The organism is Avibacterium paragallinarum, assembly GCF_900450705.1.
In the GTDB taxonomy this organism is placed as follows: Bacteria; Pseudomonadota; Gammaproteobacteria; order Enterobacterales; family Pasteurellaceae; genus Avibacterium; species Avibacterium paragallinarum.
Genome location: NZ_UGHK01000002.1, coordinates 59,309 through 77,331, shown reverse-complemented (window position 1 = coordinate 77,331; position 18,023 = coordinate 59,309). Strand labels below are relative to the sequence as shown.

At 44.5% G+C, this 18,023-nt stretch carries 25 protein-coding genes; 1 reads left to right on the top strand and 24 read right to left on the bottom strand.

Annotation, left to right across the window (positions count from 1 at the left end; genetic code table 11):
• Nucleotides 1-4 precede the first annotated feature (4 nt).
• Complete coding sequence (locus DXZ23_RS04835; protein WP_021724076.1) at nucleotides 5-2,854, bottom strand: phage tail tape measure protein; 2,850 nt, start codon at nucleotides 2,852-2,854, stop codon at nucleotides 5-7.
• A gap of 46 nt (nucleotides 2,855-2,900) precedes the next feature.
• Here DXZ23_RS04835 and DXZ23_RS04830 point away from each other — a divergent pair, with 46 nt between their 5' ends.
• Nucleotides 2,901-3,179, top strand: coding sequence for a hypothetical protein (locus DXZ23_RS04830; protein WP_035695708.1), 279 nt, complete (start codon nucleotides 2,901-2,903; stop codon nucleotides 3,177-3,179).
• On the opposite strand, the gene DXZ23_RS04825 is transcribed toward DXZ23_RS04830, so the two are convergent.
• The 23 genes from DXZ23_RS04825 to DXZ23_RS04720 all read right to left on the bottom strand — a co-directional run bounded on the left by DXZ23_RS04825 (nucleotide 3,164) and on the right by DXZ23_RS04720 (nucleotide 18,002).
• A complete protein-coding gene (locus tag DXZ23_RS04825) occupies nucleotides 3,164-3,340 on the bottom strand; it encodes a GpE family phage tail protein (protein WP_238544447.1) in 177 nt (58 codons plus the stop codon). The genes DXZ23_RS04830 and DXZ23_RS04825 overlap by 16 nt on opposite strands.
• Nucleotides 3,312-3,581 (bottom strand): phage tail assembly protein, encoded by a 270-nt coding sequence (locus DXZ23_RS04820; RefSeq protein ID WP_017807373.1) that lies wholly within the window; start codon nucleotides 3,579-3,581, stop codon nucleotides 3,312-3,314. The genes DXZ23_RS04825 and DXZ23_RS04820 overlap by 29 nt, the downstream gene beginning before the upstream one ends.
• Before the next feature lie 90 nt (nucleotides 3,582-3,671).
• Nucleotides 3,672-4,190 (bottom strand): phage major tail tube protein, encoded by a 519-nt coding sequence (locus tag DXZ23_RS04815; RefSeq protein ID WP_017807372.1) that lies wholly within the window; start codon nucleotides 4,188-4,190, stop codon nucleotides 3,672-3,674.
• A 13-nt stretch (nucleotides 4,191-4,203) separates the two neighbouring features.
• On the bottom strand, nucleotides 4,204-5,589 hold the full coding sequence (locus DXZ23_RS04810) for a phage tail sheath family protein (protein ID WP_017807371.1): 1,386 nt from the start codon (nucleotides 5,587-5,589) through the stop codon (nucleotides 4,204-4,206).
• 10 nt (nucleotides 5,590-5,599) lie between these two features.
• The gene (locus tag DXZ23_RS04805) at nucleotides 5,600-6,070 is read right to left on the bottom strand and encodes a Gp37 family protein (protein ID WP_035695585.1); all 471 of its coding nucleotides are present in this window, start codon (nucleotides 6,068-6,070) and stop codon (nucleotides 5,600-5,602) included.
• A 1-nt stretch (nucleotide 6,071) separates the two neighbouring features.
• Nucleotides 6,072-6,506, bottom strand: a complete 435-nt coding sequence (locus tag DXZ23_RS04800; protein WP_017805317.1) for a gp436 family protein — start codon at nucleotides 6,504-6,506, stop codon at nucleotides 6,072-6,074.
• 9 nt (nucleotides 6,507-6,515) lie between these two features.
• Complete coding sequence (locus DXZ23_RS04795) at nucleotides 6,516-6,782, bottom strand: DUF7210 family protein (RefSeq protein ID WP_017805318.1); 267 nt, start codon at nucleotides 6,780-6,782, stop codon at nucleotides 6,516-6,518.
• Between the two features lie 66 nt (nucleotides 6,783-6,848).
• Entirely contained in the window at nucleotides 6,849-7,772 is a 924-nt protein-coding gene (locus DXZ23_RS04790; protein ID WP_017805319.1) for a major capsid protein, read from the bottom strand.
• A 23-nt stretch (nucleotides 7,773-7,795) separates the two neighbouring features.
• Nucleotides 7,796-8,902: a hypothetical protein gene (locus DXZ23_RS04785; protein WP_017805320.1), complete on the bottom strand. Its 1,107-nt coding sequence runs from the start codon at nucleotides 8,900-8,902 to the stop codon at nucleotides 7,796-7,798.
• Between the two features lie 473 nt (nucleotides 8,903-9,375).
• Nucleotides 9,376-9,867 (bottom strand): phage virion morphogenesis protein, encoded by a 492-nt coding sequence (locus DXZ23_RS04780; RefSeq protein ID WP_017805321.1) that lies wholly within the window; start codon nucleotides 9,865-9,867, stop codon nucleotides 9,376-9,378.
• Nucleotides 9,868-10,063: 196 nt separating this feature from the next.
• Entirely contained in the window at nucleotides 10,064-10,294 is a 231-nt protein-coding gene (locus DXZ23_RS04775) for a hypothetical protein (RefSeq protein WP_017805322.1), read from the bottom strand.
• 129 nt (nucleotides 10,295-10,423) lie between these two features.
• The gene (locus DXZ23_RS04770) at nucleotides 10,424-11,704 is read right to left on the bottom strand and encodes a phage minor head protein (RefSeq protein ID WP_017805323.1); all 1,281 of its coding nucleotides are present in this window, start codon (nucleotides 11,702-11,704) and stop codon (nucleotides 10,424-10,426) included.
• Nucleotides 11,705-13,159, bottom strand: coding sequence for a DUF935 domain-containing protein (locus DXZ23_RS04765; RefSeq protein ID WP_021724090.1), 1,455 nt, complete (start codon nucleotides 13,157-13,159; stop codon nucleotides 11,705-11,707).
• Between the two features lie 119 nt (nucleotides 13,160-13,278).
• Complete coding sequence (locus DXZ23_RS04760) at nucleotides 13,279-14,592, bottom strand: terminase large subunit domain-containing protein (RefSeq protein ID WP_114995440.1); 1,314 nt, start codon at nucleotides 14,590-14,592, stop codon at nucleotides 13,279-13,281.
• Complete coding sequence (locus tag DXZ23_RS04755; protein WP_114995438.1) at nucleotides 14,579-15,148, bottom strand: DUF3486 family protein; 570 nt, start codon at nucleotides 15,146-15,148, stop codon at nucleotides 14,579-14,581. The genes DXZ23_RS04760 and DXZ23_RS04755 overlap by 14 nt, the downstream gene beginning before the upstream one ends.
• A gap of 22 nt (nucleotides 15,149-15,170) precedes the next feature.
• Nucleotides 15,171-15,461 (bottom strand): VpaChn25_0724 family phage protein, encoded by a 291-nt coding sequence (locus DXZ23_RS04750; protein ID WP_021724093.1) that lies wholly within the window; start codon nucleotides 15,459-15,461, stop codon nucleotides 15,171-15,173.
• 2 nt (nucleotides 15,462-15,463) lie between these two features.
• Entirely contained in the window at nucleotides 15,464-15,793 is a 330-nt protein-coding gene (locus tag DXZ23_RS04745; protein WP_017807569.1) for a DUF2730 family protein, read from the bottom strand.
• On the bottom strand, nucleotides 15,790-15,918 hold the full coding sequence (locus tag DXZ23_RS15835) for a hypothetical protein (RefSeq protein ID WP_017807568.1): 129 nt from the start codon (nucleotides 15,916-15,918) through the stop codon (nucleotides 15,790-15,792). The genes DXZ23_RS04745 and DXZ23_RS15835 overlap by 4 nt, the downstream gene beginning before the upstream one ends.
• Entirely contained in the window at nucleotides 15,911-16,168 is a 258-nt protein-coding gene (locus DXZ23_RS04740) for a DUF2681 domain-containing protein (RefSeq protein WP_103846695.1), read from the bottom strand. Before DXZ23_RS04740 ends, DXZ23_RS15835 begins: the two co-directional genes overlap by 8 nt.
• Nucleotides 16,165-16,404 carry a DUF2644 domain-containing protein gene (locus DXZ23_RS04735; RefSeq protein WP_103846694.1) on the bottom strand — a complete coding sequence of 80 codons (240 nt, stop codon included), beginning with the start codon at nucleotides 16,402-16,404 and terminating at the stop codon, nucleotides 16,165-16,167. The genes DXZ23_RS04740 and DXZ23_RS04735 overlap by 4 nt, the downstream gene beginning before the upstream one ends.
• Nucleotides 16,405-16,543: 139 nt before the next feature.
• A complete protein-coding gene (locus DXZ23_RS04730; protein WP_114995436.1) occupies nucleotides 16,544-17,089 on the bottom strand; it encodes an N-acetylmuramoyl-L-alanine amidase in 546 nt (181 codons plus the stop codon).
• A gap of 84 nt (nucleotides 17,090-17,173) precedes the next feature.
• A complete protein-coding gene (locus DXZ23_RS04725) occupies nucleotides 17,174-17,536 on the bottom strand; it encodes a Mor transcription activator family protein (protein ID WP_035695609.1) in 363 nt (120 codons plus the stop codon).
• Nucleotides 17,529-18,002, bottom strand: a complete 474-nt coding sequence (locus DXZ23_RS04720; protein WP_017806101.1) for a gp16 family protein — start codon at nucleotides 18,000-18,002, stop codon at nucleotides 17,529-17,531. Before DXZ23_RS04720 ends, DXZ23_RS04725 begins: the two co-directional genes overlap by 8 nt.
• Nucleotides 18,003-18,023 lie beyond the last annotated feature (21 nt).

The window sequence follows — 18,023 nt, the reverse complement described above, 5'->3', positions numbered from 1 at the left end:
CCTCCTAATACGCTCTACGCCCACGCTGGTCAATCATCTGGTCAAAAATACGTTCAACAACGCGCTCAAGCTCACGGTTACCACGTTGCATGGCTTGGGTAATATCCGCCAAAATATCCGTTTTCTCTTGGTTACCATTAACATTGATCACAGGGCTAAAATGCACCACAATAGGTGATTTATGTTGCATTGGCTCAGCTTTTTCTTTTGCACGTTGCGATAGGGCTTGCTGTACGCCTGCTTGATGTGATTTTTTCTTCACACCTGTTTTTGTTTTTGGCGTTAAGTGCGGTTGTTTTTTTGCCTCTTTTTGTCCGCTTGTTACGGTGTTTGCTGCAATAGTACTTTTAGGCTGTTTTACCTCCGTCATCACAGGCTCTAAGGGGCTTACTGCCGCAAAGGCAGATTGCCCAGCAACCATTGCAATATTGGCTAAACGTTGGATATTAGCCACGCCAAGACGCGAGGTGATTTCTTTATTCAGGACATATTCGCCTTTATGCACCACGCCAGCCACTTCGTGTTTGCCACCATCGCCTGTATAACCACCCGAAGAAAAGCCTCGTTTTTTAGCGTTATCAAGAGCAAGTTGTGCACCAGTGGTTGCCATTGAACTACTACCAATGGCTGACTGTGCAATATTGGCTTGCTTGGTTGAAATAGCTAGCTCAGTTTCTGCTGCAAAGCCAAGTTTCCCCTTGATCCAATCTACTGTACTGCCAATAAAATTTTTAACGCCTTCAAAGGCTTTGCTTATACCTTCGCCAAGTTTATTAATCATGCCCATACCAAATTGACTAAAACTACTTGGCAAATCAACGCCAAACCAGTTCAATACAGCAGCAAAGGCTTTATAAAATAATCCGATTGGCGACCAATCAAGGATAGTTGCGGTGATATTCCCAATCCCTGAATTAAAGAAGCCTTTCACGTTTTCCCACATATCTGAAAAGAATGTTTTAATCGGCTCCCAATATTGATAAATTAAGAACGCCGCACCTGCGATAGCCATAACGGCTATACCAATAGGATTTAGACCTAAGGCACGACCAATAAATAAAATGCCTTTACCCACAAGTTGTAAGCCACCAAATAGCTTACCTGCTAACGTCATACCAAGTTTAAATCCCCACTTATTCGCAGAGATAAACGCTGACGCGACGCGTTTTGTCGCCCCGAATATGCCACCAGATAACCCTTTAGCCAGTCGCCAACTTCCTCCGCCGACGAAACTAAACGCTCGATTTAAAAGACGCAATTTCAGGCTTAGTTTAGAGAAATCCCCTGTTAGACGCGCTAAACGTATCGCATTAAATGCACCATTTAACTTTGTTGCACCAACATAAAGCCTTACAAAAGGACTAAAAAGCAAATTGAGCCCATAACCCACGCCTAGAAAGCTAAGTTTCATCGCTAATAGTCCACCGACAAAACCCACGAAAGTTCTAATTAGCCCTTTATTTTCGCTAATCCACGGTGTTAATGTATCTTCAATAAAATGCTGGCCTGCTTTGGCTATCTCTTTTAAGTCATCTGCAAACGCCGAGCCTATTGTTCCTACCGCACTTTCCCATACGCCACCTAGGGCTTCCATCGCTGCGCTTAGGGTGCGTGTTTTTTGGGCGATACGTTCCTCAAGGCTGGCTTGTTCGCGCATTTTCTGCAAAAACTCTTCCAGTCCCTGCTTACCTTTTTGTGCAAGTAATAGGGCCACACGTTTCCCTTCAGTGCCAAAGAGCGCATCGGCTACAAGACCCGCACCTTCATCACCATACTTCTGTCGAATAATGTCGAGCTTTTCTAGCTCGGTCATCATTCCGTCAATGCCTTTAAAATTGCCCTTTTTATCCCAAAAATTAAATTCAACGCCTGAGCTTTCTAAAATATCGCGCGCTTCGGCTTTCATACCTTTTTTGGCTTCGGCGATCATCTTCGGGCCTTTATTCATTCGGTCAAGCATCGTGGAAAAGTTTGTCCCAAAAGAGGTTCCCTCTAAGCCTTGTTGAGCAGCCATTCCTTGGATAGCAAAAATTTTCTTGGCATTTTCTTCCCCAGTGAGTTTCATAGAGCGCACGTTAGAGGCATAATAGGTCATCGCCCCATACATTTGTTCTTTGTTCATCCCACCCGCAAACATCGCACGTTGTAGGTTATCTGCTGAGGCTTTTAATTCCCCCTCAGAAAGACCGTGGCCTTCCATCAGTTTTGCAAGAAACTCACCACCCTCAAATTGATCCATACCTAAAAGTACATTGAGTTTCGCCGCTGTTTGCAATCCTCCACCAATAAGGATGTCATCGTTCACCCCTTGCATTTTTAAGGCGCGAGCAAGGTTATAGAAATCTTTTTTTGTGCCAGGTAAATCACGTCCTAAATCATCGGCAATTTTGCCGATTTCTTTAAATTTCCCGAACGAACCATTAGCTTTCATCATCGTGATTTTTAGGTCGTTAGCAGCATCTTCCTGAGCCATATAAGTTTGAATTGAGGTCATTAATGGGCGACCTACCGCATAGCCGTGAGCAGCGGTCTCCATTAATTGCCCTTGCATACGTTTTTTAGCCTTATCCCAATTTTCAGAGAATGCCATAGCCCCATTAAGACGTTGTTGGCTTTTTTCGGCACGGCTAATCGCATTATCTAGCTGCTGATAACGTTTTGCTATAGCATCAAGGCTTTTGGCAGGATAGTGCATTTTTTGCAAAGCAAGACCAAATCGGCTTTGTTGTGCTGTGGCTTTTTCGATTTGACTAGATAGGCGAGAGGACAGCTTAGTTACCGTTGTGAATGCCGCACTCACACCTTTAAGCGTTGTACCAATGACTAAGCCGATCATTAATTCATTTGTTGCCATTTTTTCTTTCTCACGGTAAAGTTAGCTAATAAGACTAGGAGGGAACATGAAGCAAGAGATACACTCAGAGAGAACATTGGCGATTGCGAAAGCCATTATGGTTTGCTCATTTATTCTTGCGGGCATTTGGGCTGCTATAGACATATTTCCAGCCGAACAATTTGCCACCGCAACGGGATTTGCTGAAATCGGTTTTATTGCGATTTTCTACCTCTTCTTTTGGGTGTTTATCGCATTACTTTACTCAGTCGCTGTCGCAGTAATAATGCCTATCCCAGCCCTACTTATTGGCTTTTTCATTAACTGGGGCTATACTCGCATATAGCCCGCTTTTACTTGTCTATTAGCCTGTGTAAGCCAGCAATCAAGCTCCTCCATTGTGAGGGCATCAATATCAGATTGCGTCCAGCCATACCACCACGCTAAATCCGCATAGAGTGTATAAAGTTCATCAATATCAACTTGCTGAATCGAACAGAAAGCCACGAATAAGTTGCACGTCCTCCCAATCTAACGCATCAAAATCTTCTTGCTGTAAACCACTTACCATTGCCATCACAGCATATTCCGTAGCAACAGGATCATTTTTACAGCGTGCAGCTGCTTTACGATGATCACCTGCTGTAACACGGCGTACGGTTACCTCTTCTAAAAGATCTCCTGAGCCTAATGTAATTGGGCGAGATAATTTGATACGGTTACTTGGTTGTTCAGTTTGTTTAGACATAAAAAAACTCCTTGGTTGGTTTTGTTTAACTTCGCCAAGGAGTTTACTTAAATCGCCTTTAAATTGATTTTAAAGTGGTTTAAAGACTTTTTATTGCCCGATGTTCGTGCGGTATTTTTGCAACACATCTTGTCCGTTTACACGGTAGATGTTGGCAAAGGTATCCACGTAGAGCAATTCTTTCCCCTCTAAGGTCTGCTTAATGCTGTAGATTTGGAAACTATCTTGCAGCTCAACCGCCTCTTTAGGTTTAAAACTTCCGCCTGCGGTTTTACTAAACTGCACATTCATTACCGTAACTAATGGGGCTTCTTCTGCCAAGCCCATTGCGTTAAATACTTGCAAATTAGAGCGGATCATTAATTGCTGGTGTTTAAATGGGTTAGTATTTTGTACACGAACTTCAGGGTAGAAACTATCCCAAGTTATTTCACCCTCTAGGGCATTTAAACCCGCTGGCAGTTTAATGGTTGCCACTAAACCAAGCCCTTTATGCTCAATTTGTTCAAACTCAATATCGGCAACCTTAATTTCTTTGGCTTTACCTAGCAAAGAGTTACCGTTGAAATACACATTGGCATTGACGATTTGATTAATTGCTGTACTCATTCTTGCTCCTTAATTATTTTTGACCAACCAAATTCACCAAATATTTACGCGTCATCACTGAGCGATTGCTAATGCGTTCAGCTGGCAGTTTTGGTGTGTAATCATAGGTCAAGGGGATCTGCCCTTGACTAAAAGCATCTGCCAAGTCGTAGTCGTAATCGAGCCCCACTTCAAAACCTACGAGGCTTTTTTGCGTTCCTAAGTAGGTGCGAATGGTTTCCAATAGGCTGTCAATTAACGCATCATCAATCGGACGGTCGATATATTGCAACTCGGCACGGCGAATGCTTTCATCAATTAAATCCCCTGTACGCAAGGCGGTCTCAAAGTTGATGATATGGGTAACCGTTGGGAAACAGCTTGAGCGGTTGCCCCATAATCTAAACCCTGTGCCAAAGCTATTAAAAATCGTGGTAATCCCCACGGCATTTAAGCGATTGGTTTCACTTTGTAAGTCATCAATACGCGCCGTTAATGGCACTTCCATACCAATCACGCCCAACAGTTCGCGGTTAGAGGTACTAAACCAATAACCCTGTTCCACATCGGTTTTCATTCGCAGCCCCGCCGCGTGCGTGGCAAGACTTTCAAGCCCACCACTCATTCCTGTGACATAAGGGTAAAAATGGCGTACTCGTTCTGAGCTGGCTTTGGCATTAAGGTTACCCAGTGGACCTCGTGCTTCAATGGCTTTAGAAAGGGTTGTTCCTTTTGGCAATTGCACATAGGCAACCGCTTTTAGTTGCTCCGCCAGCACTTGAAGGGCGGCAGCACAAGTCGCCGTTTTATCAAACTCAGGGCAAATCAACACCTTGGCATCTGCCCCAAATTTATTAAAGCCATCACGCAATAACTCAAAGCCTTTGCGTTGCCCCGTACTACTTTCCACGCCGCCTTTAATATCTTCTTCCGTAACCTTACTTGGGTCAGCATAGGTATAGGTCACAGTGAGGCTGGTTTTGCTGGCTTTAAAGCAGATTTCCCCTGTTTGCATATTGACCGTGTAGTCTGTCCCCTCAGTGAGAGCCACATTGTTTGCTTTCACCGTTAAGGTGAGCAATGCCGCTTTTTCCGTTACGGCAATTAAGGTGTTTGGGTCTTGGGTTAATACCTCATCATTGACTTGGGTTTTATGACGAGTGGGGTCTAACACATTGACCACATAAACCTGCCCACTGGCATAACGGCTTAAAATCTCAAAGGCATCAGGGAGGGTGAAGCCTTTACCTGTAAGCGTGCCAAATTGGGCAAAATCTTTCTTCGTTTGGCACAGCGTAAGCTGGTTTACCGCTCCCATTGGGGCTGTGCCGACAATGCCAATAATCGCCCCATCAACGGTTTGAACGGGAACAGATCCGCCTGTTTCACGTTTGGTTTCAGTTCCGTGGTGAAAAGCCATATTTTTCTCCTTAATGTTGATCCGCACGGCGTAAAAGTGCGGTGGTAAATTTGTGTGAATTTTGCAGGTCGCGTTGTTCCACCTGCCACGTGCTGGTTTGCACAATCAGTTGATATTGCCAAAGCCCTTCGTCTTCACCCGCGAACTCTTCGCTAATTAATACACAAGGTTCGCAATTAGTGGGGCGAAAGCCCACAATCGCCAAGCGAACCTTATCCAGCACCTCTAATGCCCCGCTATCATCGTGCTGACTACGGGCAATAATGGTTAAAGCAAGATGCACATCACGGCGTTGATGTACAAGGTCGGTGCTACCTTGGGTTTCAAACTTCGAGCCTGCGTATTGCACTAAGATGACCCCGTATTCGTCTTTAACGTAGTAATTCGCCAAATCATCGGGGAAAAGCTCAATGCTAAAGCGATCTATTCGCTCAAGTAAGCGTTCTTGGACGCTCGTTAAAATCGGCAAGGTGGCAGACATTTTAATACCCCGATAAATCCACTTTTTCAGGTGCTCGTGCCACAAAACGCGGTACAGCAGGCACATTGTCGTCCATCGTATCGACAAGCTCGGTCAGCCCTAAATGCAATTTGCCTGATTGGATACGCTCCAAATCTTTCAGCGCTTGGGCATAACTGTCTTTGACTTGGTCAGGAAAACCTTTGCCATCAGGACGGCGTGAATACAGCCAATAGCGTGCCAGTTGCAAACAGAGATTACGCACAAGGGTTGGCACTTGATGCAGCGGCAGAACATAACGCGAACGCAAATACCCATCGACAATCTCCGTGGCATACAAACACGCCTTATCTAACACCGCAAAGTTAATGCTTGTGGCACGGCTGTTGTCATTCGAAAGATCCATTAAGGCACGTTCACTTAATAGCTCGTTTAAATCCTCTGCATTAATGTACATTGTGCCGCCTTATGCCTGATTTTCCGTGTTGGCATTCGCCGTATTAGTGGTCGCTTCTTTGTTGTTTTTGGCTTCTTCAGCTTTACGTTGTGCTTCCTCAGCATTGCGTTGCTGTTGGGCGAGCTTGACTTTGCCGCTTTCGGTAAGTTCCACATACAAGGCGATGTTTTGTGCTTCTTCTTGCGTGAGTTCAAGGGTTTCGCCCACTTCATAACGTTTACCGTTATGCAAAACAGCCACTGCGCCAATCACGGCGTAAAGTAATTTTTCGTTCATTGCATTCTCCAAAATTTAGGATTTTTCAACCGCACTTAAAGGACGTTTAAATGCGGTTTAAAGGGGTTACGCGATACAGTCTTTCACTAAATAACCCGCAGGCTTGCCCACCAAATGCGGTTTATAAATATCGGTACAACGCACCACTTCTAACTTGCCACCGCTTTCTTGGTAGGTATCCACAAATAATCCTTTACGACGGCGAACGGTATAGCCAAAACTTGGCTGATACACCGTGCCTTTCTTATCGGCGGTTTTCGGCACATAAGCCAACACCACGGTTTTAGTCCAAATATCTTTTAACTGACCGCTTTCTTCATAAACTGCCTCGCCAATTTTGACGGTGTCAATATCAATTAAGCCCGCAAAAATTTCTGGCGTAATCACGCCTTTTTGCACATACTTAATTTTTTCAATCACTTTCGGGTGGGATTTCAGCACCTCCCACACATCGCCTGCAATCACGCACACATTGGCTTTATGCCCAATGGTGCGTTTAATCGCACGTTTTGCTGCGTCAAAGACGGCAAATGGGTCGGAGTCTTTGTGACTAAATTGACTTGTGCCAGATAATGCCACTTTATTGGTGCTGTCATAGCTCGCCTCATTTTGCGCAAGGGTGGCGATTTGTTTTTCGCGGTCTAACGCAATCACATCTTGGATAACGCCTAGGGCGTATTGACGCAATGGAAAACTGGCTTCATTGCTTTCGCGGTAATCAATGGCATATTCTGCGTCGTGTTCTTCCAGTGCCACATCAATCGCGCCCAAATCTTCAGGCTCTAAGCGGTTAGATGCCCCGCGTAGGCTTCGCGTGGTCGTCGGAATACGGAAGGCTAAACGCCCAAATGTCGGGATTTTTGCCGCTTCTTTGTCGATTTCAACGATAGGCATAAGGCTATCGCCAATCAGTTCATTGTTGTGATAGCCATAAGCCAAATTGGTGAGTACAGGGTCTTGTACGCGTAATTTTGATAAATCCAGTGCCATAAAAATTGCTCCTTGTTGGTTAATTAGTTAAATAACGCATTAAATGCGGTGGTGTAATCCACATTGTGCTCGCCCATATAAGCACGAATGCGTTTATCCGCATCAATGCTGGCTGGGCTTGTGCCTTCGGCATAGTCCACCGTCTCGTCAGCAGGCTGTGCGGCCTTGTCTTTGGTCGCTACCTCTGAAAACTCAACCACTTTAGGCTGGTCTTTAAGATAGGCTTTAAACTGCTGAACAAGGCTTTCACCCTCTTCAAATTCCACGACACCACCTTGGGCTTGCACCGTCATGGCATTGAGCATTGACACCACCTTGTCTTTATTTTTCGGGGCAAGTTTGCCTTCCGAAATTAAGGCTTCGGCAAAACTGGCATTCTCGGCTTTGGCTGAGTTAAGTTCTGCTTCGGCTTTTTCAGCTTCGGCTTTGGCTTTTGTCGCTTTTAGCTGCTCATTTTCTTGACGCAAGCGGTCAAGCTCGGCTTTTTCTTCTGCACTCATTGCGGGTTCTCCTTCTGGTTGCACATTATTTTCATTAAAGTCTGGAACAAGGACGTCAGTATGGCGATACTCCTCACGGATACTTTCCTCTTGCACCGAACTCACCAAATAATCAGGCAGGGCTTTATCTGCTTCCTCCTGTCCATACTTACCAATCACCCAATCCCGTAGTCGCCGCCAAAGGCTTGATTGCGCCCAATCGCTAAACTCAACGATGCCTTGTTCTTCCTCATTAAATTCAGGATTACGCAAGCCTTTTACCGCAGGTGGTACAGCACCTAAAAAGCCCACGTGGCGTAAATACAACTTGCCAGCAACAGGGTTGTTCGGGCTATCAGGTAAGTAAAAAGATGCCGACACCTTTTTAAATCGTCCATTCTGTACCATTTCGGCAAAATCAGGATCAATCTGGGTCAGTTCTGCTTGCAATGTATCCCCGTTGAGCTGTAAGCCTTTCACCCACGCATAAGCAGGGTGATTGTCTTTAGGGTGTCCGATCACCACGGGGGACTCGTGGAATTGCGGGTTATAGGCATCAATCGCCTGTTGCAACGACTCCGTGGTAATGTTCACCACATTGCCATTGGCGTCAGGGCGAGAGCCTGCTCGAAAAATATCAATAAGGGTCATATCGGTGTCCTTGTTTGCTGAAACACCGATAGAGTAACGAAAGAGAGACGAAAAAGATTTTAAAGTCCTTTAAAGATTTTTTTGCGTGATTTTCCCAGCGGTATTCCAAAAAATACTCCACTTAAATCAAAAGGCGATTAAAGAGGCATTAAAGACCGCTTAAAGAGAAGAGATAATTTACAAGATGACCCAGCATAAGGGTAAAAATAAAAAACGCCATAACACGCGATTATGGCGTTATTTTGAAATAATGGCTAAATGGTATTTTATACGTCGTTCAAACCCCGTTCAAAACTTTCACAGTGCGTTCAAAAAATTTAACGTAAGGCAATATACCACTTAAAAAGAAAACTTCGCTATGGACGTTTTACTCGCAATTTTCGCAATAGCGAAATTTGCTCGGGCTTTTAGCCCCATCGGCATAGCCGATGTTCAAAAAAGCATCCGCTTTTTTGTAAGCACGATTTTAAATACTATAACCCTTGCTCAATTTGTCGCTGTAAAAGTGCGGTGGCTTTTTTTAGCAATCTTTGCTCATCTTGTTTGTTTATCCCTAACCAAGGGCGGGCAGGAATATCCGCTTTTTTGGCAAAAATCTTGCTTTTACCAAAGCGTAGCCGTTTTGCTTTCTTCGGTACAATCTTGCCTCCAAATTGGTGTAGGCGGGCATATTTGGCATCGCTACCAAATTCCACGTGATGATCATCATAATTGTAAGCGGTTTTCTGCGACAAATAGCCATCTTGCCTTAGAATTTTATTGTTACCCTTAATTTGACGGGTAATGGGCGAAAGGGCTTGCCACTTTTTGCCATCAGGAGCGACTTCGTTTTTAAAGCGTTCGGCGTGAATTTTTTTCAAGGTTTCACCCAACACACCATAGAGCTTACGCGGGGCTTTTAAGGTGCGTGCGATACGCTCTAACTGCTGTTTGGGTAGCGTATCATCAAGGGTAATTTTAATCATTGTGTTACCTCGCAAATTGGATTAAAAAGAAAGCGTGGTAATGTTGCCACGCTTTAATTTAAGGACTTTCAAATGAAAGATAAACAAACTGAACTATTAGAACAGCTTTTAACTGCTCAAGTTTTAACTTTGGCAGCAGCGAAATGTAATAATTTCAACCTTTCGCATAAAGCCTACAACGATGTTTATACTGATTTTATTCAGTCAGCCGTAACTGACATCGCTGAATTTCAGCCTGAAGTTTTAAAGCTACTTCGTCAAATTTCGCCTGATCACTCTTAACAGTCTGAAAATTGAGTAATATTAGTTCAATTTGTTTTAATACAAATTGAGCATCAACCATCATTAAGCCTTGAAACTCTGGTACGAGTTTTAGGGCTTTTAATTTTAATTCGGCTTCTTTAAGTTCTTCTTCAAAAATGTTCATTTTATTTTCTCCTATTGATTAAAAAATAAGTTAGGGGTATAGTTTAACTAGCCACAGGGGTTTCCTACTGGAAAGGTTACGCTAGGCAACTACCGTATTATCCTGTTCGAATCAGGCAAACTGTGGCTATTAATCCAAGTTTCCCCATAAAACCTCAAACCCTTTTAAGCTTTCCCATTGACGTTTATCAGCAATCACACTTGCCGTTCTCACCATATTCACTTTTACCCGTTGTTTTTTCTGCGTCAGTTGATCGCGATGTTGAATGTCATAATCCATTTTGACTGCCACCTTACCTTGTTCCGTGTCATGCACAAACACTAAGGTCGGTTGCTTCTGTTGGCTTTCGAGCAAAATCGCTTTAGGATGGCGTAGCTTTTCAGGCAGCTGTTTCCAAAACTCAACAGGTAAGTTAATACCTTTTGCTTGTTTGTTATCTCGCAAAGCGTGTAACACATCTTGATCACGCACCGCAATCACCGCACTTTGTGGAGCTTTGTCTAGCACCTCTAACTTAGTCAAGACCTCATCAGACAGCACGCCCACATATTTCATTTGACCGCGTGCCATTTTCTCTTTGGTAACAGTTTCGACCATCTCCGCCATTGCGGTGTTTAACATTGCCACCGCTTGCGGGCGTTGACTGATCACATCATTAATCAAACGGCTCGCAAGACGTGGCTCAGACTGGCTTAATTTTTGCATTAAGACCGCATCCACCGATTGATTTCGGCTTGCGGTGAGATTGTCAAAATTATGCGGAGCAAAACCTGCATCATAGCCTTTGGGCAGATTGATGGTTCTTGGGTTACCACTTCGCACGCCAACCAATTTCTCTTCAAATTCAATTTCCACGGGAGGTGATACCTGCTTGCCCATTTCCCTTAAATCATCTTCATCGTGTGCTTCGACGGTACAATGACAACCGTAGGCTTTAACAGGGTAGTAATAACGCCAAAACGGATCATTGGCTGGGCGAATGGTGCCATCTAAATCAATATGCGCCTGACGTGGGTGGGCGTTGTCGTGGTGATGATATTCCCAATAAGGCATCACATCGGCTAAATCCAAATGCTGCTTTAACCGCCCACGGTTATAAGCGCCATACACATTGGTGTCATAAATGATCCGTGTACGCCAGTTGCGCCCACCTTTATACTGCCAACCTGTTTTTGCCACAATCTCATCAAAGCGCTTGCGAAAGCCTTCTAGGGTTTCACCTCGTGCAATGGCATCATCCACCGCTTGACGAAACTGTGCGATGATTTCATTGCGATTTGCCCCTGCGACCATAAAAAAATAGTCGTGTTCTTCGCCTAACACATCTAAATAGCTGTCAGTGGGTAAATTGAGTTTTTTCTCAAAATAGCGCACTTGCTCTTTAAAGGTGAAACCGTTTTCTATTGCCATTTAGCGTTCCTTTTTACTTTCTTTATTGACGCTATAACGCCCCGCCAGCTCCGCACTGGTTGATGCCCACGCCATGACTTGGGCGTACTCGCTAAAATCTAATTCTGGGATAAGGCTATCTAATTGCGTGCGAAAATCCTCAAGACTTTCAGCCGATGCTAGTTTATCTTGTACCGCTTGCAACCAATTATCCACGTGGCTTTCTGCTTCAATTTCCAGCTGTTCCACAATGCCATCGGCAATATTGCGTGGCATTGTGGGAGCTGGCTCATTAAATTCTGCCGATTTTTGCGCCGCACTTTGCTGCGGTAACGGTTGTTGTTTTAGGGTAATATCTCCCTGCTCAAAGCCATAAGTGCGAGCGAGATACTGCTCGCTAAATTGCACCCCCATACTCGCCAGCAATTGGTCACGCTCGGCTTGCAATTTATCAATACTTTCTTGCTCAAAGAGTTCAAAGGTTGGCAAGGTGTCCACATTAAAATTGAGTTTGCAAATCCACCTTAAAAGCTGATTAAAACAGCTTTCTACAATCGCCGCGTCTTCATCGCGAATGGCTTTGGCTACTTCAAGCCCCGCCGTTGCGCTAGCGCGGTTAGCTTCGGCTTCGGTGGTTTGATTTTGCCCTAGAATGGCAATAGCAATCTCTGATTTACAATAACGCAGGAAATCATCAAACACCTGTGATGAGCCACCTTTGCTACCACTTTCTAACAGCTCAATGGTGCTGTCATTTGGGATAGCCGCAACCGCAGTTCCCAGCATTTTTTCCATACTATCCAGCAAGTCTTCAATTTCGTGCGGCTGGGTTTGTCTTGGATGTTTACCCACCAGCCAAGGGCTGCCGTATTTTTCCACAAACTCGAGCCAAAATTTTAGCCCGCCTTTTTTAAAGGTGGCCGCCCAAAAGCACATGGCTAAATCGGCACGGCCATAAGGGTTCATATAATCTGCTTGCTGGGTGGCAAGTAAAAACTTCATTTCAGGGAGAGGCTTACCATCGCGCTCCTCTTTATCACGCAGTAGCAATTCATTTTCTTCATTAAACACAAACCATTCTTGCGGTTTACCCACAATCTCGGCAGGTAATAACAAGCCGTTTTCTTCCGCCCACATCACCTCAAGAGCTTGATAGCCAAAGAGGGTGGCATCTAAAATCTGGTTAATGATATGGTTGAGAGGTAAGCGTTCAAAAAGTGCGGCCAGAATTTCATCGACTTTTTTATTACCTGTTGGTGTAAGTCGCCATTCTAACCCTTTAATTGCAGCTTTACGTCGGCGTACACAACCGCCCACGTGGCTATCGGATAAAATTTCACGATAGGCGGAAATATCTTTACCCATTTTTTTCAACACAGGGTCTGGGTTAGGCAAATAGTGCATAAATGCCCAATAATCCACAGCACTGGCACGGGTTGCAATTTCACGCACTAAATCTTGTTTTTTTGGTGTCATTGTTTATCCTCCAAATGCTAATACGGCGATAACTAAAAACCACCACCAACCTTCAATATTGTGAAATTTCAAATAGGTAGCACAAATGGCACAAGCTGTCATAAAAATATATCTCATCGTTAATATCCTTGTGTTAATTTTTGGCTCGTTCTGGGTCTTCTGCTATGGGCTTTCACGGGCAGCAATACGGCATCTTTAGCCGCAAGCAAGGCCAAAAAACACGCCCACGTACGGTCGGCGTGTCCCGCGCTATCACTTTCTGCCACAAAGCGTGGTTGTCCCGTTGAGCCTGTAATTTTTTTGAGTTTGTGCAAATCGGCACGCAAATCGCTATCCCCTTGCGGGATACGAATTTGTTTGTCTTCAAAGGCATTTTTGCCAAGGGTCGCCATATTGAGCTTGGTCACCACATTAAACAGCACACCTTGCACCCGTTGCTCGCCGTGTTGATATTGGGCATCTTCCACCATTTTTTCGCCCATACCTGTTTGGTCGAGATTGCACGCAACCACATTATATTGACGCATCACACGGTTTAACTCGTCCAACTGATGGCGTAACTTAGTACGTTTTAAGGTGATGATTTCGCGCGTCCAATACACATCGCCCACCAGTTCCAGCACCCAAATTACGGTTAAATCTCCCCGCACTGCAATATCCATACCTACAAAGCAAGGGTTGCCCGTGTAATTTTCGGGTTTTCCTGCTTGCGGATGCTCGACGCCGTCAATTAAGTCATAAGAAAGCCAACTACTGGCTTCATCAAGCCACTTAAGTTCAAATTCTTGCGCCCACGCATCTTCATCATTTAAGCCCTTACGGAGCTGTTCAATGTTGCGTGGAAGACCATCAGCAACGGCTTGATAAATATCTACTTGATGACGCGACCATTCAGTATTGTCAAGATCAGTCATCAGCTCATAAAATTTATTGCCCTTGCCATTAGGCGTACTCACTACCCGCAATTTCCAGCCTGCCGAAATCACAGGGAACAAGGCTTTCCAAATCTCACGGCTGTCTTGGTGAAAAGCAAACTCGTCCAAAAACACGTTAGCCGAAAAGCCCCGAGCGGTGTCAGGATTGGCTGGGAGTGCGGTAATTTTTGAACCGCTAGGGAAAATCACTTCAAGGGCATTAATGGTGGTATCTTCTTTAAAAGGGACTTCTAAGATTTCGCAAACCATCCCCATTGCTTCCATATGGCGTTTTACACCCTCGTTCATCGCTTCTTTTGCTTGGCGTTCCCCACGGCTTAAAATCACCCAACGGACTTTTTCACCCCGTGCTTCGGCCTCCAAGCAATCCAGCACAATTTCAAGGGTGGTAGTAAAAGTTTTCCCAGTTTGTCGTGCAAACATCGCTACCTTAAAACGGCTTTTATCATTCAACCATTTTTTCTGATAGCCATAGAGAACCGTGTTATTCGATGCCATAGACTGCTTTCACCATTTTTGTTACATCGTCCATACTCACCCCTGTTTCTTTCGCGGCTTCTTCTACCGCTTCCGCCGCACGTTTAATGGTTTCTTGACGGATAGCCTGCTCACGTTTAAAACTCAGACTTTCTGCCTGCTCTAAACGTTGTACTGCAGCAGAGAGTAGCGCAATAGACTTCGGATCAGCACTACCGTCCTCACTCATTCCAAGCGAGGTTTCAAAGGCAATGTTTTTCACAATTTCCATCAACATTTTGCCAATATCAGACTGTGGTGCCTCACCAAATTGCTTCGTCCAAATTTCTGCAATTTCGCGAGATTGACGGATTTTTGCCCCCATTTTTTCCATTCGGCTGGCATAACGATTAAGCCCTGTTTTGCTTAACAAGGCTGTTTCAGGTAATCCACAATCACGGATCAAATCATTGATCTCTTCCAAAATTTCCGCTTGGGAATATTGCTTGTCGCGCAACATCATTGCGAGCTGGGTTTTGATATTCGGTGGCAATAAATCCACTTTGCTTGCACGCCCACGCTTGAGTTTTTCGCTCATTTAAACCTCCTTTAAATACGGTTTAAAACTTCGGGGCAGGTTTTTTCACGCCATCAACAACCGCTTCGCCGTTAGCTACATCAAGCCCTCGCTGGGTGATGGTTGCAATCATAAAACCACTTTTGAGTCGCTCAATTTGCACAAGTCCTTGTTCTTCCAGCCAATTCAAATGGTTACGCACTAAATCTCGGCTAATGTTATGCCCATAAAGGGCAAGGCAATCATCTAAAATAGACTCATTGGCGTCATAACCCGCATCTACAAGAGAGCGTAAAATGACAAGGCGTTGGTCTTTAATAAAAATCTCTCGCATAGTTATCCTTTTACACGTTCTTCAATTAATAATGCCACCTGATGACTTAGGGTGGATAAACGAGCATTGGTGGTATTCGTCTCCCCCTTGATTTCCGTCATCAAAATCTTCAAGGCAGATAAATCTTCTTTTGTCGGCATATGCTCAAGGGTATCCTCCACCTTTGTAAGCCGTTGCTCCACCTCATCAATATTTTTTCGGATAGCGTCAATTTCACTGCGTTTGGGGTATTTGCTGTCCATTGATAGTTTCATCCCTGCCCAAACAGAGCCAATGACGGTTGCGACCAATCCCCAATGCTTTTGGATAAACTCTAATAACTCCATCATCATTTTTTATCCTCTTGGCAAATCGCCCGATAAGTGGCGTTATGCACCGCAATTTGGCGCAGGGTTTCGGTGGTATCCTGCCGACTGGCTTGGATTAAGCCAAAGCCCGAGCAACTCGGATTAATCACGGAGATCGCCTTGTTGCTGCAGGCGGTCAATAAGGTCATTGCGATCAGCAGCGCGGTGGTTTTTTTCATTGTTTTTTCTCACTTCAAACTGTTTTACTTGGGCTTGTGCCACGGCTTTTTCTTGCTCAAGGTGCTCTACGGTGGCAAACATTTGTTCTAGGTTTCGCTCAGCTTTTTTAAATCGCCATACGGCGTAAACCACAAATAAGGCAAAGCCACTGAGGGCAATTAAACTTGCGGATAACATCATTGTTCTTCTCCTTGTGGTGATGACTTACGGCGATTAAGGGCGTTAGCAAAGCCTTTGGTTGCCACACCACCGCCACAGAAGAGCGCAAAGGTAGTGAAAAGCTCGCCTACATTGGAGCGGTCTAAATAGACGCTATAAGCCAAAATCACCGCCATTAACAGCGCACCGAAAAACTGGATAAATGCCGTGGTGCTAAGGCGACCGTTGTCGTTAGTAATTAATTCTTTTAATGCCATTAGTAACTCCATAATAAGTAAAATTTTTGTGCCGCTGTGCGGCCACCATTAATTGCCTTATTACGTTTGGCGTTATTACTCATTCGCCATCCGCGTGTAAATTTTTTGCCCCAATAAAATTGTATTGATGCACGCATTTTTACCCCTTAAACAGATGATCTACGTTAATAATCTGCTCGCTATCAAGCCAACTCCAAACGTCAAAGCACGGACAATCCTTGAGCCACTCATTGGGCGTAATCGTGCCGTCGCCATTAAGGTCTGGGCTTAAATCGCGATGTCCACAAATTCGTGCATCTGGATATTTAGCCTCTAACTCTTGTAATAGCTTGTGTAAGGCTTGCCATTGTTTGGCGGTGTAGCGTCCGTAGTTTTTGCCTGTAATGCTAATGCCACCCACCAGACAAATCCCTAGGCTGTGGGCGTTATGCCCTTTGACATGCGCCCCGTTTTCTCCCTCTTGACGACCAGTTTCAATCGTGCCATCGGTATCAATAACAAAGTGGTAGCCAATATGTGGCAAGTGCGGGTTAAAATGTTTGGTGTTGATAGGGTTACGCTTAAAACCACGCTGCTTATGCCAGCTGTCAATCACTTGAGCGGCGGATTTTGTTTTATTGCGTAAGGATTTACCGTTCTGCGTGGCAGAACAGTGGATCACGATTTTGGTAATGGGAAAGGGCATATAACATAAACTCCTTCTAAATGCTTTTAAAAGGAGTTTAAAGATTTTGTTTAAAGAACTATTTTAAAGTGGTTTAAAGATTTTTTACTTAAACATATCAAACTGCCGACGGTCGATCTCTTCCTTTTGCATCCGTTTAACTATCTGATATACCCATTGCATTGATACGCCATACTTACGGGCAAGCTCACGGTGATTAACCCCGTTAAACTCACGCCAAATTTTCAAATCACGTTCAGATAATGCTAATAGCAAAGCACGAGGGATATAAATAATCTCCCCCGCCCAAGCTCTTGAAATCCGCATTGCCACATCAACTCCCGCTTGTTTGGCTTGTTCTTCGGGCATTTCATAACGATTGATTAACTCTTGCTCAACATGAGCTGCTAAATCTGCCAACACTTCTGGGGCTTTGCGTTCAAACACATCTAATTTGTCTTTATCCATTTTTCCTCTCCACCCGTTTTTGCCATTGTTTTAACCGCTCTAACACCTGTGTCGCCAACTTGTTATCCCCATTTAACCCTGCCACCGTCATAATCAGCACGTTATTGCCTTTTTTCACTAGCTCAACATTGACAATATTGCGGGCAAACTGGTCAAGGGCGGTATCTGACCCATCACGAATAATGCCCTGCTTGTGCATTGCTCGCCAAAGCACGCGGATTTTATCCACAATAGTCGGTTTCGCAGTTCTCATTTTGCCTGTTGTCCGAACGGCTTTTTTTGCGGTGTTACGAAAGCCTTTATCTTCCAATTCGTGTAAAACCTGACTAAGTTCTTTAATCGTCATTTGCTTCGTTGAGCTTTTGCCCGTGAGCCGTTCTAGCATTGCACGATAACTAAGCTCATCTATACCGAGCTTTTGCTTGGCGATATGGATAAGCTGGATATATTTGGGTTTAGTGTACATTAGACCTCCCTTAAAACACAT

Bases quoted from the DNA above. Each gene is read 5' to 3' on its own strand.
- DXZ23_RS04815 (WP_017807372.1), bottom strand. From the start codon at position 4,190: ATGAGTACAGCAATTAATCAAATCGTCAATGCCAATGTGTATTTCAAC.
- DXZ23_RS04735 (WP_103846694.1), bottom strand. From the start codon at position 16,404: ATGGCATTAAAAGAATTAATTACTAACGACAACGGTCGCCTTAGCACC.
- DXZ23_RS04810 (WP_017807371.1), bottom strand. From the start codon at position 5,589: ATGGCTTTTCACCACGGAACTGAAACCAAACGTGAAACAGGCGGATCT.
- DXZ23_RS04720 (WP_017806101.1), bottom strand. From the start codon at position 18,002: ATGTACACTAAACCCAAATATATCCAGCTTATCCATATCGCCAAGCAA.
- DXZ23_RS04765 (WP_021724090.1), bottom strand. From the start codon at position 13,159: ATGACACCAAAAAAACAAGATTTAGTGCGTGAAATTGCAACCCGTGCC.
- DXZ23_RS04790 (WP_017805319.1), bottom strand. From the start codon at position 7,772: ATGGCACTGGATTTATCAAAATTACGCGTACAAGACCCTGTACTCACC.
- DXZ23_RS04835 (WP_021724076.1), bottom strand. From the start codon at position 2,854: ATGGCAACAAATGAATTAATGATCGGCTTAGTCATTGGTACAACGCTT.
- DXZ23_RS04740 (WP_103846695.1), bottom strand. From the start codon at position 16,168: ATGATGTTATCCGCAAGTTTAATTGCCCTCAGTGGCTTTGCCTTATTT.
- DXZ23_RS04750 (WP_021724093.1), bottom strand. From the start codon at position 15,461: ATGCGAGAGATTTTTATTAAAGACCAACGCCTTGTCATTTTACGCTCT.
- DXZ23_RS04830 (WP_035695708.1), top strand. From the start codon at position 2,901: ATGAAGCAAGAGATACACTCAGAGAGAACATTGGCGATTGCGAAAGCC.
- DXZ23_RS04730 (WP_114995436.1), bottom strand. From the start codon at position 17,089: ATGCCCTTTCCCATTACCAAAATCGTGATCCACTGTTCTGCCACGCAG.
- DXZ23_RS04785 (WP_017805320.1), bottom strand. From the start codon at position 8,902: ATGACCCTTATTGATATTTTTCGAGCAGGCTCTCGCCCTGACGCCAAT.
- DXZ23_RS04780 (WP_017805321.1), bottom strand. From the start codon at position 9,867: ATGATTAAAATTACCCTTGATGATACGCTACCCAAACAGCAGTTAGAG.
- DXZ23_RS04755 (WP_114995438.1), bottom strand. From the start codon at position 15,148: ATGAGCGAAAAACTCAAGCGTGGGCGTGCAAGCAAAGTGGATTTATTG.
- DXZ23_RS04725 (WP_035695609.1), bottom strand. From the start codon at position 17,536: ATGGATAAAGACAAATTAGATGTGTTTGAACGCAAAGCCCCAGAAGTG.
- DXZ23_RS04795 (WP_017805318.1), bottom strand. From the start codon at position 6,782: ATGAACGAAAAATTACTTTACGCCGTGATTGGCGCAGTGGCTGTTTTG.
- DXZ23_RS04760 (WP_114995440.1), bottom strand. From the start codon at position 14,592: ATGGCATCGAATAACACGGTTCTCTATGGCTATCAGAAAAAATGGTTG.
- DXZ23_RS04820 (WP_017807373.1), bottom strand. From the start codon at position 3,581: ATGTCTAAACAAACTGAACAACCAAGTAACCGTATCAAATTATCTCGC.
- DXZ23_RS04800 (WP_017805317.1), bottom strand. From the start codon at position 6,506: ATGTACATTAATGCAGAGGATTTAAACGAGCTATTAAGTGAACGTGCC.
- DXZ23_RS04775 (WP_017805322.1), bottom strand. From the start codon at position 10,294: ATGAACATTTTTGAAGAAGAACTTAAAGAAGCCGAATTAAAATTAAAA.
- DXZ23_RS04770 (WP_017805323.1), bottom strand. From the start codon at position 11,704: ATGGCAATAGAAAACGGTTTCACCTTTAAAGAGCAAGTGCGCTATTTT.
- DXZ23_RS04805 (WP_035695585.1), bottom strand. From the start codon at position 6,070: ATGTCTGCCACCTTGCCGATTTTAACGAGCGTCCAAGAACGCTTACTT.
- DXZ23_RS04745 (WP_017807569.1), bottom strand. From the start codon at position 15,793: ATGATGATGGAGTTATTAGAGTTTATCCAAAAGCATTGGGGATTGGTC.